The 14,410-nt window shown below is 39.4% G+C and carries 14 protein-coding genes; all 14 read left to right on the top strand.

Annotated features, from left to right (window positions below; genetic code table 11):
• Positions 1–195 precede the first annotated feature (195 nt).
• Positions 196–1,569, top strand: coding sequence for a bifunctional UDP-N-acetylglucosamine diphosphorylase/glucosamine-1-phosphate N-acetyltransferase GlmU (gene glmU, locus J7E66_RS11145; protein WP_215000050.1), 1,374 nt, complete (start codon positions 196–198; stop codon positions 1,567–1,569).
• A gap of 23 nt (positions 1,570–1,592) precedes the next feature.
• Positions 1,593–2,549, top strand: a complete 957-nt coding sequence (locus J7E66_RS11140; protein ID WP_214717310.1) for a ribose-phosphate diphosphokinase — start codon at positions 1,593–1,595, stop codon at positions 2,547–2,549.
• Positions 2,550–2,708: 159 nt separating this feature from the next.
• The gene (locus J7E66_RS11135; protein WP_215000049.1) at positions 2,709–3,338 is read left to right on the top strand and encodes a 50S ribosomal protein L25/general stress protein Ctc; all 630 of its coding nucleotides are present in this window, start codon (positions 2,709–2,711) and stop codon (positions 3,336–3,338) included.
• Between the two features lie 174 nt (positions 3,339–3,512).
• Entirely contained in the window at positions 3,513–4,073 is a 561-nt protein-coding gene (pth, locus tag J7E66_RS11130; RefSeq protein WP_215000048.1) for an aminoacyl-tRNA hydrolase, read from the top strand.
• A 145-nt stretch (positions 4,074–4,218) separates the two neighbouring features.
• Entirely contained in the window at positions 4,219–4,449 is a 231-nt protein-coding gene (gene fin / locus J7E66_RS11125) for an anti-sigma-F factor Fin (RefSeq protein ID WP_168241463.1), read from the top strand.
• Positions 4,450–4,545: 96 nt separating this feature from the next.
• Positions 4,546–8,091, top strand: coding sequence for a transcription-repair coupling factor (gene mfd, locus J7E66_RS11120; protein WP_215000047.1), 3,546 nt, complete (start codon positions 4,546–4,548; stop codon positions 8,089–8,091).
• Positions 8,092–8,331: 240 nt separating this feature from the next.
• A complete protein-coding gene (spoVT, locus tag J7E66_RS11115; protein WP_214717308.1) occupies positions 8,332–8,868 on the top strand; it encodes a stage V sporulation protein T in 537 nt (178 codons plus the stop codon).
• Between the two features lie 162 nt (positions 8,869–9,030).
• On the top strand, positions 9,031–10,641 hold the full coding sequence (locus J7E66_RS11110) for a putative polysaccharide biosynthesis protein (RefSeq protein ID WP_215000046.1): 1,611 nt from the start codon (positions 9,031–9,033) through the stop codon (positions 10,639–10,641).
• A 2-nt stretch (positions 10,642–10,643) separates the two neighbouring features.
• Positions 10,644–12,110: a bifunctional methyltransferase/pyrophosphohydrolase YabN gene (yabN, locus tag J7E66_RS11105; protein ID WP_215000044.1), complete on the top strand. Its 1,467-nt coding sequence runs from the start codon at positions 10,644–10,646 to the stop codon at positions 12,108–12,110.
• Positions 12,111–12,128: 18 nt separating this feature from the next.
• Positions 12,129–12,404 carry an RNA-binding S4 domain-containing protein gene (locus J7E66_RS11100; RefSeq protein WP_088084933.1) on the top strand — a complete coding sequence of 92 codons (276 nt, stop codon included), beginning with the start codon at positions 12,129–12,131 and terminating at the stop codon, positions 12,402–12,404.
• A 76-nt stretch (positions 12,405–12,480) separates the two neighbouring features.
• Positions 12,481–12,783: a sporulation protein YabP gene (gene yabP / locus J7E66_RS11095; RefSeq protein WP_168241468.1), complete on the top strand. Its 303-nt coding sequence runs from the start codon at positions 12,481–12,483 to the stop codon at positions 12,781–12,783.
• Positions 12,780–13,412, top strand: coding sequence for a spore cortex biosynthesis protein YabQ (gene yabQ, locus J7E66_RS11090; RefSeq protein WP_215000043.1), 633 nt, complete (start codon positions 12,780–12,782; stop codon positions 13,410–13,412). Before yabP ends, yabQ begins: the two co-directional genes overlap by 4 nt.
• Before the next feature lie 13 nt (positions 13,413–13,425).
• Positions 13,426–13,809, top strand: a complete 384-nt coding sequence (locus J7E66_RS11085) for an FtsB family cell division protein (protein ID WP_215000041.1) — start codon at positions 13,426–13,428, stop codon at positions 13,807–13,809.
• Between the two features lie 95 nt (positions 13,810–13,904).
• Complete coding sequence (locus J7E66_RS11080) at positions 13,905–14,342, top strand: S1 domain-containing RNA-binding protein (protein ID WP_215000039.1); 438 nt, start codon at positions 13,905–13,907, stop codon at positions 14,340–14,342.
• Positions 14,343–14,410 lie beyond the last annotated feature (68 nt).

Below are 14,410 nucleotides of genomic sequence, written 5' to 3'. Positions count from 1 at the left end.
ACTAGGGCCTTTCTTCTATGAAGGCTCTTTTTATTGTTTCTAGATAATCCCCTCCCCTTTATTCCCTCCATTCTTATTTACTCATAAATTAACTCATTATTACAAAATTAGACTATTCCCTCACATACCTTGAAAAGAGCGCCCATTTACGTTAATATTTTTAATGGATAAAAAGGTTAATTGGAGGACTTGAACATGCATAATCGTTATGCTGTGATTTTGGCTGCAGGGCAAGGAACGCGGATGAAGTCAAAGCTTTATAAAGTATTACACCCGGTATGCGGAAAACCAATGGTACAACACGTGGTTGACCAAGTAATGAAGCTTAATATACAAGAAGTTGTCACAATTATTGGTCATGGGGCAGAAATGGTGCAAGCACAGCTGGGCGATAGCAGTCGGTATGCTCTACAAGATCAGCAGTTAGGTACTGCCCATGCTGTTAGTCAGGCACAGAGCCTGCTCGAAGGGAAAGCAGGAGTGACGATTGTTGTTTGTGGGGATACTCCTCTAATCAAGGCTGAAACGATGGAGTCTCTGTTTAAACATCATGAAGAGTTAGCTGCAAAAGCTACCATCCTCACAGCGAGAATTGAAGACCCAACAGGATACGGCCGAATCATTCGTAATAAAAAAGGATTAGTTGAAAAAATTGTTGAGCATAAAGACGCCTCTGAAGAGGAAAGAAAGATTAATGAAATCAATACTGGTACTTATTGCTTCGATAATCTTGCATTATTTGAAGCCTTAAAGAACGTTTCAAATGAAAATGTTCAAGGGGAATATTATTTACCAGATGTGATAGAAATTCTAAAAAATCAAGGGGAAGTTGTCACAGCTTTCCAAACAGATGAATTTGAAGAAACATTAGGTGTGAATGATCGCGTGGCGTTAGCGGAAGCAGAACGAATTATGCGTGGCCGTACGAATGCAGCACATATGCGGAATGGGGTAACGATTATTGATCCGGCGAACACCTATATAGAAACAGAGGTTGAAATAGGGCAGGATACAGTTATCTATCCAGGAACGATGATCAAAGGCAAAACAGTGATTGGAGCAGAATGTCAGATTGGACCAAACTCTGAAATCGTTTCGTGTGAAATTGGCGCTGAAACGGTAATCCGTCAATCAGTTGCCCATAATAGCTCGATCGGTGCTCAAGTCAACATTGGGCCATTTGCCCATATTCGTCCAGAATCAGCGATTCAGGATGAAGTGAAGATTGGCAATTTTGTCGAAATTAAAAAGGCTGTCTTTGGAAAAGGAAGCAAAGCCTCCCATCTAAGTTATATTGGTGATGCTGAAGTAGGTTCCAATGTAAACATTGGCTGTGGCTCGATTACAGTGAATTATGACGGTAAAAATAAATTCTTAACAAAAATAGAAGATGGAGTCTTTATTGGCTGCAATTCAAATCTAGTTGCTCCTGTTACGATTAAGAAGGGTGCATATGTGGCCGCTGGTTCAACGATTACAAAAGATGTACCAAGTGAGGCCTTATCGATTGCCCGGGCAAAGCAAGTGAATAAGGAAAATTACGTTCAAAAGCTTAATCTAAAGAAATAGGCTAAGAAATTTAGGAGGCTATTATGTCGAATCAATATTTAGACCCAAATCTTAAGGTATTTAGTTTAAATTCCAATCGTCCTCTTGCAAGAGAAATTGCTAAAGTCATCGGTGTAGAATTAGGTAAATGTTCTGTCACAAGATTTAGTGATGGAGAAATCCAAATTAATATTGAAGAAAGTATTCGTGGTGGTGACGTTTATGTCATCCAGTCGACTAGCCAACCTGTTAATGAAAATATTATGGAATTATTAATCATGATTGATGCATTAAAAAGGGCCTCTGCTAAAACGATTAATATTGTGATGCCATACTATGGCTATGCACGTCAGGATCGTAAGGCACGTGCCCGTGAGCCGATTACAGCTAAATTAGTGGCAACCCTGCTTGAAACGGCAGGAGCCACTCGTGTGATCTGTCTTGATCTGCACGCACCACAAATTCAAGGATTCTTTGATATTCCTACGGATCATTTAATGGGTGTACCTATTTTAGCTGACTATTTTAAAACTAGAGAATTCAATGGCGATATTGTCATCGTTTCTCCAGATCATGGCGGCGTAACTAGAGCTCGGAAATTAGCGGAACGGATGAAAGCTCCAATTGCGATTATCGATAAACGCCGCCCAAGACCAAATGTGGCTGAAGTGATGAATATCGTAGGTAACATTGAAGGGAAAACGGCGATTTTAATTGATGATATTATCGATACAGCTGGAACCATCACACTTGCCGCGAACGCTTTAATTGAAAACGGCGCATCAGAAGTTTATGCTTGCTGTACCCATCCGGTCTTATCGGGTCCTGCAATCGAAAGAATTCAAAATTCAAAAATTAAAGAATTAGTGATCACTAATTCCATTGCACTTCCAGAAGAGAAAAAGATTGATAAGATTATTAACTTATCTGTAGCACCACTGCTTGGTGAAGCGATTATTCGTGTTCATGAGGAGCAATCTGTAAGTACTTTGTTTGATTGATGATAAGAATGAAGGGTCTGGCCTCTTTGGTCAGATCCTACTTTTGCTTATGTATAGTTACCTATTTTGGAACAAACAGTCCAAAAAAATGTTTAGACCGCCCTCTTTTGGGGCATTTTTATATAGACAGTTTTTGATAAAATAGGAGGGTAACTAAACATGAGTACTGTACTACAAGCAAAAGAACGGAAGGAATTCCGTCATTCCGCACTAAAGAAAATTAGAACCAGTGGAAATATACCTGCTATTATTTATGGTAACAAGGTGGACAATAAGCCGGTTTTTGTTAGTTCAGCTGACTTAACAAAAACAATCCGCCAAGTGGGGAGAAATGGAATTATTTCACTAGATGTGGAAGGCAGCAAACAAGACGTTATCTTAACTGAATATCAAGAGGATTCGTTTAAAAAAGAGATACTTCACGTTGATTTCTTAGCAGTCGATAAATCCTCAAAGATTAATGTAGATGTAAGACTTGTTCTAGTAGGTGAGGCTGCAGGTGTAAAAGATGGCGGTGTCTTACAGCAGCCAATTCACCAAATATCGATTACTTCGACTCCAGATAATATTCCGCAGCAAATTGAAGTGGATATTGCTAACCTGCAAGTTGGCGAAACCGTAACTATGGGTGATATTCCTTCAGCAGGTGCATTTACGATCAACCATGAGGACGATGAAGTTGTCGCATCTATTCTTCCACCAAAGCAAGAAGAGGAAATTAATGCAGGTGAACAACAAGCACCGGGACATCCTGATAATGAAGAAGGAAGAGAGACCACTCCGGAATAGAAAAGCAATCGCGCTTGGGCTAGACAATGTTCCAAGCACAATGTAAATTAAGAGTTGGAAGGCGTAATCTTCTTCAGGTTACGTCTTTTATCGCATTAAATATTTATGGGAGAAAAATCTATGTTTCGTAAAATATTTAAAAGGTTGGCTAAGCCAGAAGAGGTGGGACCCCAGATGAAGTTAATCGTTGGTTTAGGTAACCCAGGAAAACAATATGACCAGACGAGGCACAATATTGGTTTTGAAGTCATTGATGCTCTATCGAGTAAATTTGCGATCCCACTTAACCAGTCCAAATTTAAAGGACTATATGGGATTGGTTTTTATAGTGGTGAAAAAGTAATTTTATTAAAACCGCTTACTTATATGAATTTATCTGGAGAATCAATCAGAGCTGTGATGGATTATTATGATATTGACATAGAAGATCTGCTTGTAATTTATGATGATCTTGATTTGCCGGTCGGAAAGATTAGACTTCGACAAAAAGGGAGCCCTGGCGGACATAATGGGATTAAGTCCACAGTAGCCCATCTTGGAACACAGCAGTTCAACAGAATAAGGATTGGAATTGACCGCCCTCAGCCTGGCATGAGTGTGCCTGATTATGTTCTGGGACGTTTTCATCCGGACGAAAAGGCTCCAATTGAGGATGCAGTGAAGAAAAGTGCAGAAGCCTGCTCGGCATGGCTGGAAAAGCCCTTCTTACAGGTCATGAATGAATATAATCAGTAAATTGTTCATGACACAAGCCATTGTTTCATACAATAAAGCATTAAAACGAAATGGAAGGATCATCATACGAGCGGTTAATCTAATGAATAAGTTCCTCCTAGTAGGTTAATACTAATAAGGAATCCTAGATTAGGGAGGGACAGGCGTGGCTATCCATTACCATTGTCGTCATTGTGGTACCAAACTTGGTTCAATTGATAAAGCATCGATACACAGCGAAAGCCTCGGTCTTCATAAATTAACAGATCAAGAAAGACTGGAAATGGTTGCGTATGACTCGTCCGGCGATATTCACATCACAGCCATTTGTGAAGACTGTCAGGAAGCTTTAGAGCGGAATCCAGATTACCATCAATACGATTTCCTTATTCATTAACCAGCTTTGGAGTACCGTCCAAAGCGTTTTTCTATTTATAATTTACTAACATAAGAACGTGTTAATATGAATTTTGTTGAGGAGGGAGGAGAAACCTTGAAAGCTTTAAAATCGTTATTTCTAAAGCAGGAAGATGTCCATTCCGTGATCGCGGGAGTGGAAGAGGGATTAAAGGAACAGTTGATTGCAGGGTTATCGGGTTCGTCAAGAACAGTTCTAACCGCTTCTATCTACGAACAAACGCAAAGGCCGATCATGCTCGTCACCCACAATCTATTACAAGCACAAAAACTCTATGATGATATTGTCAATCTATTAAGTGAGAAAGATGTTTTTCTTTTTCCAGCCAATGAGTTAATTGCTGCTGAGATGAGCATTGCCAGTCCGGAATTAAAAGCCCAAAGAATTGAAGCTTTAAACTACTGGAGCAAGCATAATAAAGGAATATTAATTGTCCCAATTGCAGGGTTAAAGAAGATCGTACCTCCTAAGTCTTTATGGAAAGAATACCAGCTCTCGTTAAAATTAGGGGAAGATATAACAATCGAGAAAACCTTAAATACTTTTGTAAAAATGGGTTATATCCGAGCGGAAATGGTCACAACTCCAGGGGAATTTAGTGTAAGAGGCGGGATCATTGATATTTATCCGCTTACCGAAGCAAATCCGCTGCGAATTGAATTATTCGATACTGAAATTGACTCGATTCGTTATTTCTCGCTTGATGATCAACGTTCAAAAGAGAAGGTTTCAGAGGTTCATATTGGACCAGCAACAGAAGTAGTGTTAGAGGCAGACAATTATAGCCGCATTATTGATCATCTTGAAGCCGGATTAGGTAAAAGTCTTCGAAAACTAAAAGATGATAAAGCAAAAATGCAGCTATCACAAAATATAAGTTTTGAATTGGAGCAGTTAAAAAACGGTCAAAAGCCTGACCAAGTCTTTAAATACCTTTCACTAGCCTACGATAGAGCTGCTAGTTTACTAGACTATCTGCCAAGCAATGGCCTTGTGTTTATTGACGAAATAAGCCGAGTTCAAGAGATGAATGATTCCTTAGTAAAAGAAGAGGCAGAATGGTATACAAGCTTACTTGGCACAGGCCAGATTATCCATGATTTACATATTTCCCATGACCTTTCAATTCTGCTGCAAAAAAGAGAATTACCGATTGTTTATATGTCCTTGTTTCTGCGTCATGTCGCCAATACAAGTCCGCAAAATATTATTAATGTCTCCTGTAAGCAAATGCAAAACTTTCATGGGCAAATGCATTTATTGAAGGCAGAGATCGACAGGTGGAAGAAAAGCAATTATTCTATTTTATTTCTAGGACCGGATGAAGAGCGGGTAAAAAAATTAGAGCGTGTACTAGAGGACTATGAAATTACTGCAAGTTTGACGAAGGGTGAACAGCAGCTGTTACCTGGCCGGGTTCAGATTATGAAAGGAAACCTGCAAACGGGCTTTGAACTGTCGATCCAGAAAATAGCTGTGATTACCGAAGAAGAATTATTTAATAAACGGGTCAAAAAATCTACTAACCGTCAAAAACTATCAAATGCTGAAAGAATTAAGAGTTACTCAGAGCTTAAAATCGGTGATTATGTTGTTCACGTGAACCATGGAATCGGTAAGTATTTAGGAATTGAAACGCTGGTCATTAATGGAATTCATAAGGATTATCTCCATCTCCGTTATCAGGGGACAGATAAACTTTATGTTCCAGTTGAACAAATTGACCTGGTTATGAAGTATGTCGGTTCAGAAGGAAAAGAGCCAAAAATTTATAAACTGGGCGGAACGGACTGGAAAAAGGTTAAGAAGAAGGTTCAATCCTCTGTTCAAGATATTGCCGACGATTTAATCAAATTATATGCGGAGCGGGAAGCTGCTGTGGGTTATGCCTATTCGCCTGATGGCGATATGCAAAGAGATTTTGAAACATCGTTTGCTTACCAAGAAACAGATGATCAGTTGCGCTCGATTCATGAGATTAAGAAGGACATGGAAAGACCACGTCCGATGGACCGCCTTCTTTGCGGCGATGTAGGTTATGGAAAAACAGAGGTAGCTATTCGCGCGGCCTTCAAGGCCATCGCAGATGGGAAGCAAGTCGCTTTTCTTGTGCCCACAACCATTTTGGCTCAGCAGCATCATGAAACATTAAGGGAGAGATTTCAAGATTATCCGATTAATATTGGCCTATTAAGCCGTTTCCGCTCGAAAAAACAGCAGACGGATACCATTAAAGGTTTAAAAGCAGGTACGATTGATATTGTCGTAGGAACACACCGCCTGCTTTCAAAAGATATTGTTTATCGTGATTTAGGGTTGCTGATTATTGATGAAGAGCAGCGGTTTGGAGTTACCCATAAGGAAAAAATTAAGAAATTAAAAACGAATGTCGATGTGTTAACTTTGACAGCAACGCCAATCCCTAGAACTCTTCACATGTCGATGCTCGGAGTCCGAGATTTATCGGTTATCGAAACACCGCCTGAAAATCGTTTTCCTGTCCAAACCTATGTGATGGAATATAATGGATCTTTGGTGCGGGAAGCGATTGAAAGGGAACTAGCCCGCGACGGACAAGTCTACTTTTTATATAACCGAGTGGAAGACATTGAACGCAAAGCTGAGGAAATATCGATGCTTGTCCCAGATGCGCGGGTGGCCTTTGCCCATGGTCAGATGACAGAAAATGAATTAGAAGCGGTGATGATTGGCTTTTTAGCAGGCGAATTTGATGTTCTTGTTAGTACGACCATTATTGAAACAGGTGTGGATATTCCGAATGTTAATACATTAATAGTCTTTGATGCGGATCGCATGGGGCTCTCTCAGCTGTATCAGCTCCGTGGCCGTGTGGGAAGGTCCAATCGTGTTGCCTACGCCTATTTCACCTATCGAAAAGATAAAGTATTAACTGAAGTCGCTGAAAAACGCCTTCAAGCGATCAAGGAATTTACTGAATTAGGTTCAGGATTTAAAATTGCGATGCGCGATTTATCGATAAGAGGGGCAGGAAATTTACTAGGGGCCCAGCAGCATGGATTTATAGACTCCGTCGGTTTTGATCTTTATTCGCAAATGTTGAAAGAAGCGATTGAAGAGCGAAAGGTTAACATCGGCGTGCCTGGAGCAGCTGTAAAAAAATCAGTAGAAATTGACCTTGAAATTGATGCCTACATTCCGGATACATATATTAAGGATGGGCATCAAAAAATAGAGATGTACAAACGTTTTAGAGGGGCCGAGACTCTTGCAGATATTGAAGAGCTTGAAGCGGAAATGTTGGACCGGTTTGGTGAATATCCGGATGAGGTTTCCTGCCTATTCCAAATCGCTGAAATGAAGGTTTATGCCCTTTTAAATGGGGTGGAACAAATTAAGCAGCTAAAACAGGAAATAACCATTTTAGTGAATGAACAGGTTACCAACACGATTGATGGAAGTAAGATTTTTCATATTGGAAGCCAATTTGGCCGAAATGTTACCCCTGGAATGGAAGGTCCTAGGCTGAAAATTGTGATCAAGGTCAAGGATTATAAAACCTCACAATGGCTGAATATTGCCTTTGAAATGGTTAAGGGACTGTCCCAAGCAAAAAAGGGTCATGAAAATCCAGTAAATTAACTGGATTCCTCTAAACATTGGTAGAAAGTGGCCCGCTTGTTGGTTTGCCCAAGCAATTCACTGGAATCCTGCTTTATCCAATTTCGGATAATTGTTATATATTTGAAAAATTATAACGTTTATGTATAGAACTTTCCAGATGAAAGATACTAAGTTCAAAGTTGGTGATGATTACAATAAAAGGAATAAACCGTCATCGCCAAGTTGAATAATCATCAGATGAAAGTGAGGCAACATTGGATGAAAGCAACTGGAATAGTTCGTCGAATCGATGATTTGGGTCGTGTTGTCATTCCTAAAGAAATACGCAGAACTTTACGTATCCGCGAAGGGGATCCGTTAGAGATTTTCGTTGATCGAGACGGAGAAGTCATCTTAAAAAAGTATTCACCTATAAGTGAATTAGGTGATTTTGCCAAAGAATATGCGGAAGCACTTTTCGATAGCCTCGGGAACCCTGTGTTAATTTGTGATAGAGATACCGTTATTGCAATGGCAGGCGGTTCTAAGAAAGAGTACTTAAATAAAAATATTAGTGATGTAGTTGAAAAAACAATGGAAGAACGAAATTCATTGCTGTTCACTCAAAAGGGTGATATCGCCTTAGTGGATGGAAATGAAGAAGCAATAACTTCATATACGATCGGCCCTATTATTGCAAATGGTGATCCAATCGGGGCAGTTATCATTTTTTCTAAAGAAGGAACTCTTGGCGAAGTGGAGCAGAAGGCTGTTGAAACAGCAGCTGGTTTCTTAGCTCGACAAATGGAGTCATAAAAGAACTAATCCTATTTAACAAATTTTAAAAAGACAGCCATTGCTGTCTTTTTTATTTAGTTTAAAAGGGAACTCCCCATGATATAATTACCTTCGAGTTTGTATTTTCAGTCTAGCTCCAGCGCTAAACGGGCGCTTGCGCTTTTCTTAGTAGGTGAATGAATGAAGTCTGTGAATCAATCAAAGGCTCTGTATAGAGGAGCCTTTATTCTAATGCTTGCGGCCCTTATTACAAAAATTTTAAGTGCCTTTTATCGAATTCCTTTTCAAAACATTGTCGGAGATAATGGCTTTTACATATATCAGCAAGTATATCCGTTTTATGGGATGGCCATTGTCCTTTCGACGACAGGCTTCCCAGTCGTCATTTCAAAGCTCTATGCGGAGCAGAAACAAAAAGGTGATGACGAAAAATCTCGCCTGCTTCTTTTTGTTTCCTTTATTTATTTGCAATTATTTGGTTTTATCTGTTTCCTTATTCTTTACTTTGGTGCAAAAGCAATCGCTGTTTGGATGAATGACCCCCATCTCTCGATTCTATTAAGGGTAGTCTCGATTGTGTTTCTGTTGTTTCCAATGATGTCGATTCTGAGAGGCTATTACCAAGGGATTGGGGACATGGTCCCAACGGCACTATCACAGGTGGGGGAACAAACCACACGAGTATTGACGATTCTCTTTTTGGCCTCTCTTTTTATAGAAAAGGGTTATTCCCTCTATCTTGTCGGCGGTGGGGCCATGTTTGGTTCGATTACCGGCAGTATGATCTCAGGAATTATCTTGTTTATGTTTCTATGGATACGTAAAGAATGGAAGGTAGTAGCACCAAGGCAAGGAATGTTTCAAAGATATGCAAACGATGCAAAAAAGATCTTTAAGGCCCTTGTCTATCAGGGTCTCACGATTTGTATTAGCGGAATGCTCATGATATTTATCCAATTAGCCGATGCTTTGAATCTCTACTCCCTGCTGGTTGGAAGCGGGATTGATAGAGACGTGGCTAAAAGCCTTAAGGGGATATTTGACCGTGGACAGCCATTAATCCAGTTAGGAACCATTGCTGCCACCTCCATGTCTTTAACCCTTGTTCCCTTAATCACTAGAGAGCGGTTGGCTGACAAACCTGAATTTTTACAACACAAAATTCAAGTAGCTCTTAAAGTGAGTATCATTTTCGGTTTAGGTGCCTCTTCAGGTCTATGGGCAATCATTAAACCGACTAACACGATGCTGTTTGAAAATGAAGCTGGTTCAGCGGTGTTAGGGGTATTGAGTTTTGTGATCTTGTTTACGTCGCTAACCGCAACGATTATCGCCATTATGCAGGGCATGGGTGTGCTGCTATTTCCCGCCATCGCAGTTGCATGTATATTTCCGTTAAAATATATCCTAAATGTTTATTTGGTACCCTTATATGGAACAATGGGTGCAGCCATTTCATCACTTATTTCGCTGGGTATGGTCACAGCACTGCTATTCATTCAATTTAATAAAGTTGTTCGGATCTCGCTATTCTCCCTTCACTTTTGGAGAACGATCATAATGGCCACCGCATCGATGGTCCTCTTTTTAAAGGTTTATTTATATATGTTCGGCTCGGATGATTATGGTCGAATTGAAGCTGTCTTTCAATCGTTAAGCGCGGTAATCGTTGGTGGTTTCCTCTTTTTATTGATTATTATAAGAGGCAAAGTCTTTCGTGAGGAAGAATTGGCGCTATTTCCATTTGGAAGTACATTAATAAAATTATTGGCCCGAAAGGATAGGAATTAACAATGGTAAGAAGGATTGAAATTCTAGGTTTAGGTGCAGGAGATTTGGAACAACTTCCTGTTGGTGTATATAAGAAGTTACTTAAATCAAACTCGTTATTTTTGCGGACGAAGGAACATCCGGTGGTCTCTGAGTTGGAGAAAGAAGGATTAAGGTATACTTCATTTGATTCAATCTATGAAAAACACGATCAATTCGAGGAAGTATATGAAGAAATTGTCGAGACGCTGTTGCAAAAGGCAGAAAGCGAGACGATTGTTTATGCCGTCCCAGGACATCCACTAGTAGCTGAGCGGGCTGTGCAGCTTCTTTTGGCATATGGTCCAACAAGGGATATTGAAATAAGCATTGGCGGCGGACAAAGTTTTATTGATGCCTTATTTACCTCGTTAAAGATTGACCCGATTGAAGGGTTTCAGTTACTTGATGGGACATCACTCAACGCAGCACAACTGCAAATTGACCAACATATGATTGTGAGCCAAGTATATGACCAATTTGTTTCCTCTAACGTTAAATTAACCTTAATGGAAAAATTACCAGATGATTATCAGGTTTATATCGTTACAGCGGCAGGGAGCAGTCAAGAAATAATCGAAAAAGTTCCATTGTTTGAATTGGACCGAAATGTATCGATTAACAATCTGACGTCCGTTTATATTCCGCCAGTGAAAGAGGAACAAATCCTATTGAAGAATTTTTCAAAATTAAGGGAAATTATTGCTGAACTTAGGAGTCCAACTGGCTGCCCATGGGATAGAGAGCAAACCCATGAATCCTTAAAAAAATATTTAATAGAAGAAACCTACGAAGTAATTGACGCAATTAACCATGAAGATATTGACCATCTAATCGAAGAACTGGGCGATGTACTGCTGCAGGTCATGCTCCATGCCCAAATCGGTGAAGATGATGGTTATTTTTCGATTGATGACATTATTGAAGGTCTATCAGCGAAAATGATTCGCCGCCATCCCCATGTGTTTGGAAATGGTCAGGCGGATAATGCCGAGGAAGTAGTAAGAAACTGGCAAGAAATTAAGAAGTTAGAAAAGGGTGAAGTACCTGCTTCGTTACTTGAAGGAGTGTCAATGGCCCTGCCGAATTTGTTAAGAGCGTATGAATTGCAAAAGAAAGCGGCAAAGGTTGGCTTTGATTGGCAGGAAATCACACCAGCGTTAGAGAAAGTGAAAGAAGAACTTGAAGAATTTGTGAATGAATTAGACGGAACAGACGAGGGCATGGCACGGGCTAAGGGGGAATTTGGCGATTTGCTATTTGCGTTTGTCAATGTTGCCAGGTTCTTAAAGATCCATCCAGAAGAAGCATTGTTCGAAACGAATGAAAAGTTTACACGCCGTTTTCAATTTGTCGAGGAAAAAGTAAAGGGCAGTGGCAGGACTTTTGAAGAACATACACTGGAACAACTCGACCTATACTGGGACGAAGCAAAATTATTAGGACTTTAGAAAAAGGGGAGTTTACGCATGCGTCTAGATAAATTTTTGAAAGTATCGCGATTAATCAAAAGAAGGACTTTAGCAAAAGAGGTGTCTGATCAAGGGAGAATCGAAATTAATGGGAAAGAGGCCAAGGCTTCTTCAACGGTTAAAGTCGGGGATGAATTAACAATCCGACTGGGGCAAAGAAAAGTTACCGCAAGGATTGACCGGATCCAGGATACCACCCGCAAAGAGGAAGCAGCAGAGATGTATACGATTATCAATGAAGAAAGAATTGGCTCCACAGAATTCCCAATGTAGTAACCGAGTTCTAATTTTCAAATCCTTCACATAAATTGTATCAAAAAGGTTGTACAAATGATTGTGAGGGATGTTAATGAGCCAGTATTATGATAATAATCCAACAAAGAGCAGTGTTCCAGACCATGACGTCATCATGAGAGGCAGAAAACTACTTGAGATTACCGGTGTCAAGCAAGTGGAGAGTTTTGATAATGAAGAGTTTTTATTAGAAACATCGATGGGATTTTTAGCAATCAAAGGACAAAATTTGCAAATGAAAAATCTCGATGTAGAAAAGGGGATTGTTTCGATTAAGGGGAAAATTTTTGATTTAGTTTACCTTGACGAACAGCACGGGGAGAAAGCTAAAGGGTTCTTTAGTAAGTTATTCCGATGACCCTCTCGACTCAATTTATTACGTTGCTTTCAATGATTGGAATGGGGTCGTTATTCGGCGCCATGTTCGATACCTATCAGCGGTTTTTAAATCGGCCGAAAAGAAAGCAGTGGATTGTATTCTTTAATGATTTATTATTTTGGATGATCCAAGCTGTGATCATATTTTACACGTTATTTTTAGTGAATAATGGGGAATTAAGATTTTATATCTTCCTCGCGCTTGTTTGTGGATTTGCCGCCTACCAGAGTTTATTTAAAGGAATTTACCTTCACTTGCTTGAGGTATCGATTAAAACAACGATAGCTGTCATCCGCTTTATAAAAAAAGCTTTCCATCTCCTGATTTATAAACCAATCTTGGGTCTTATTCAGCTAATTATTATCATTATCATTTCAATTGGCAGGGGGCTTTTAACCCTTGTTAGATTTATGGGTAAAGTTTTACTATTTATCCTAAAGATTATTTTTGTACCGTTCCAAAAAATTATGTTAATTTTTTGGAAACTTTTGCCGAAAGGTATTAAAAAATCCGTCGAGAAGTTATATAATAAAACGGCAGGAAATTTCCACAAAATCAGGAATTATATAAGTAAGATGATAAATAGATGGAAAAAACCAAAAGAGTAAGGCGGTGAGGGAAATGGGAGAAGAACAAAAGAAAAGTGTGTCAAAGATCCAGACAACGTATGTTAAGCAGCAGGAGTATGCAGAAATTGCATCAGCTAGGAAAAAGAAATTATTAGCACGGCGGCTGTCGATGTTTTTGGTTTTGGCCAGTATTCTCTCTTATTTAATGATTTCCAGCACCATTTCCCAAACTGCTAAACTCAAGGAAAAGATTGCTCAAAAGAAGGAACTTAATCACCAATTAACTGACTTAAAGAATCAGCAGGATATTCTCAATGAAAATATTATTAAATTAAATGATGATGATTATATTGCAAAGTTAGCTAGAAAAGAATATTTCTTCTCTGAGAAAAATGAAATTATTTTTACGATCCCTGATGAAAAAAAGGGGAAATGAACCAATTTGTAGCCATATTGACACTGATTTTTTTCTTTTTGTATAATATAGAGTAAGATTGATTTTTTATACTTTTAAGGAGGAACATTCTTTTTATGTCAATTGAAGTAGGCAGCAAGTTACAGGGGAAGGTAACAGGAATTACTAATTTTGGAGCGTTTGTGGAGCTGCCGGGTGGCTCAACAGGACTCGTACACATCAGCGAGGTTGCGGACAACTATGTGAAAGATATTAATGATCATTTAAAGGTTGGCGACCAAGTTGAGGTAAAAGTCCTCAATGTTGAGAAGGATGGGAAAATTGGACTGTCGATTAAGAAGGCGAAGGATCGACCAGAGACGCAGCAAAGGTCCCATTCAAACTCACAATCACAACGTCCTCGTCAGGGTAGAAACAACGATCGCAATACTGCTAAGCCGGAAAATTTTGAAACCAAAATGGCAAAATTTTTAAAAGATAGTGAGGATCGTTTATCTTCCTTAAAACGGCACACGGAGTCCAAGCGTGGAGGAAGAGGAGCTAAGCGGGGGTAAACTTGCTGTTAACTTTTATCAGAATAAGAGTGGCCTTACTCAATATCTATAAATCTAAGACAGGACTA

The sequence above is a fragment of the Bacillus sp. ISL-7 genome (assembly GCF_018613065.1).
Note: the sequence above shows the minus strand (reverse complement) of the source record. Positions and strands in the feature narration are given on the sequence as shown.

Bases quoted from the DNA above. Each gene is read 5' to 3' on its own strand.
- J7E66_RS11080 (WP_215000039.1), top strand. From the start codon at position 13,905: ATGTCAATTGAAGTAGGCAGCAAGTTACAGGGGAAGGTAACAGGAATT.
- J7E66_RS11140 (WP_214717310.1), top strand. From the start codon at position 1,593: ATGTCGAATCAATATTTAGACCCAAATCTTAAGGTATTTAGTTTAAAT.
- yabN (WP_215000044.1), top strand. From the start codon at position 10,644: ATGGTAAGAAGGATTGAAATTCTAGGTTTAGGTGCAGGAGATTTGGAA.
- yabP (WP_168241468.1), top strand. From the start codon at position 12,481: ATGAGCCAGTATTATGATAATAATCCAACAAAGAGCAGTGTTCCAGAC.
- J7E66_RS11100 (WP_088084933.1), top strand. From the start codon at position 12,129: ATGCGTCTAGATAAATTTTTGAAAGTATCGCGATTAATCAAAAGAAGG.
- yabQ (WP_215000043.1), top strand. From the start codon at position 12,780: ATGACCCTCTCGACTCAATTTATTACGTTGCTTTCAATGATTGGAATG.
- glmU (WP_215000050.1), top strand. From the start codon at position 196: ATGCATAATCGTTATGCTGTGATTTTGGCTGCAGGGCAAGGAACGCGG.
- pth (WP_215000048.1), top strand. From the start codon at position 3,513: ATGAAGTTAATCGTTGGTTTAGGTAACCCAGGAAAACAATATGACCAG.
- J7E66_RS11085 (WP_215000041.1), top strand. From the start codon at position 13,426: ATGGGAGAAGAACAAAAGAAAAGTGTGTCAAAGATCCAGACAACGTAT.
- J7E66_RS11135 (WP_215000049.1), top strand. From the start codon at position 2,709: ATGAGTACTGTACTACAAGCAAAAGAACGGAAGGAATTCCGTCATTCC.
- J7E66_RS11110 (WP_215000046.1), top strand. From the start codon at position 9,031: ATGAAGTCTGTGAATCAATCAAAGGCTCTGTATAGAGGAGCCTTTATT.
- spoVT (WP_214717308.1), top strand. From the start codon at position 8,332: ATGAAAGCAACTGGAATAGTTCGTCGAATCGATGATTTGGGTCGTGTT.